Genomic DNA, 1,575 nt, shown 5'->3' with positions numbered 1-1,575 from the left:
AAGACTAACTATTAAAAGTCAAGTCTAAAATGAAAGGTTTTTGAATGAATTGCAAAAATGCATTTCAGATATAGTTGAACCTTGAAAACTGCATGACAAACAGAGTGTCGTTGCTGGCACTCTAAAAGGAGATAGTTACAGAAAAAATTAAGCTACTGGCAGGTATGCTTTTCCTGATTTTTCCATTGCAAAAATTAAGCGCACAAGCTTCTTAGCGGCATGAGATAATGCGACATTATAATGCTTGCCTTCCGAGCGTTTCTTTTCAAGATATGCACCAAAAGATTTATCCCAGTGACAGACATATTTTGTGGCATTATAAAGGGCGTACCGGAGGTATCTGGAACCTCGTTTCTCCATATGAGAATAACAGTTATCTAACTGCCCAGATTGATAAGTGGAAGGAGACATTCCTGCATATGCAAGGATCTTATCTGCGGAATCAAAACGGCTGAAATCTCCGATTTCAGCAAGGATCATTGCACCCATCCGGTAACTGATGCCAGGGATGGTAAGGATTGGCGATTGGATCTCTTCATCCATGATCCGCTTGATGGCTGCTTCGATCTCATCAATCTCAGCCGTTAATTCCTGGATGAGTTTAATGGTATGTTTGAGTTCCAAAGACTTGGCAGGCATATGAGAACCGATGGAACTTCTTGCAGCGTCACGAAACATGACGGCAGTATCTTTCCCGTATCTGCCCTTAGAACTCTCAGAGAGCAGGTTGGAAAGTCGTGTGAGGTGTGCATTTGCAACAGCATCTGCACTTGGAAATTCAGAAAGCAAAGCATAAACGGATGCTATATGAAGTGTAGGAACGAGTTTTTCCAGTTCAGGAAAGAGAATACAGATTAGTCTTGAAACGGAACTTTTCAGTTTTGCCCGTTCCTTTACCTTATCAAAACGATAACGAGTAAGTGACTTTAATTCCTCGTTGTGGTAAGATGTATCTGAGTAGGACTTTAAGTTCATATCAGACATCATCATAGTGGCAATGGTACGGGAATCAACTTTATCCGTTTTCGTCTTTCTAAGGCTGAGACTTTTTCTGTAAAGATTGGTATGTAACGGATTGATAACGTAGGTGGTCAGACCTTTATCAAGAAGAAATCCCAGAAGATTGTAACTGTAGTGTCCGGTGGCTTCCAGTCCTACTTTTACTTTGGTTAAATCATCTGAAACGGATTCGACTCTTTGAAATAAGGTTTCAAACCCCTTACGATTGTTAGGTATGGTAAAAGATTTGAATAATACTTCACCATCTGAATTTGTGAGAAAGCAGTCGTGCTTATCTTTGGCAACATCAATTCCAACGTAAATCATAAGAAATCTCCTTTGAATAAATTTGATACTGTTTAGAGCCACAGGTACTCTTTGCGATTGTAACCTCGTTCTAAATAAACCGTCATGCGGTATCTAACTGATTAACAACTATACAAAGAGACTGTGGTTGTAGCCTTTCGTAAACCATCGAATGGTAGGAGGTTTTAAACAATCCACAGTATCTCCAACAGTATAGCATATAGACCTTGGAGAGGGTCTATAAACACTACTACTTTATAATACGAGGAG

Annotated in this window: 1 protein-coding gene; it reads right to left on the bottom strand. The window is 39.7% G+C overall.

All coding sequences use genetic code 11. From position 1 onward, the window contains the following. Window positions 1-147: 147 nt before the first annotated feature. A complete protein-coding gene (locus WMO24_RS14655) occupies window positions 148-1,326 on the bottom strand; it encodes an IS110 family RNA-guided transposase (RefSeq protein WP_349217120.1) in 1,179 nt (392 codons plus the stop codon). Window positions 1,327-1,575: the final 249 nt, after the last annotated feature.

Origin of the sequence: Ruthenibacterium intestinale (genome assembly GCF_040096265.1) — a bacterium.
GTDB lineage: Bacteria > Bacillota > Clostridia > Oscillospirales > Ruminococcaceae > Ruthenibacterium > Ruthenibacterium komagatae.
Note: the sequence above shows the minus strand (reverse complement) of the source record. Positions and strands in the feature narration are given on the sequence as shown.

What these genes read in the sequence shown, in the direction of transcription:
- WMO24_RS14655 (WP_349217120.1), bottom strand. Translation starts at nt 1,326, where the DNA reads ATGATTTACGTTGGAATTGATGTTGCCAAAGATAAGCACGACTGCTTT.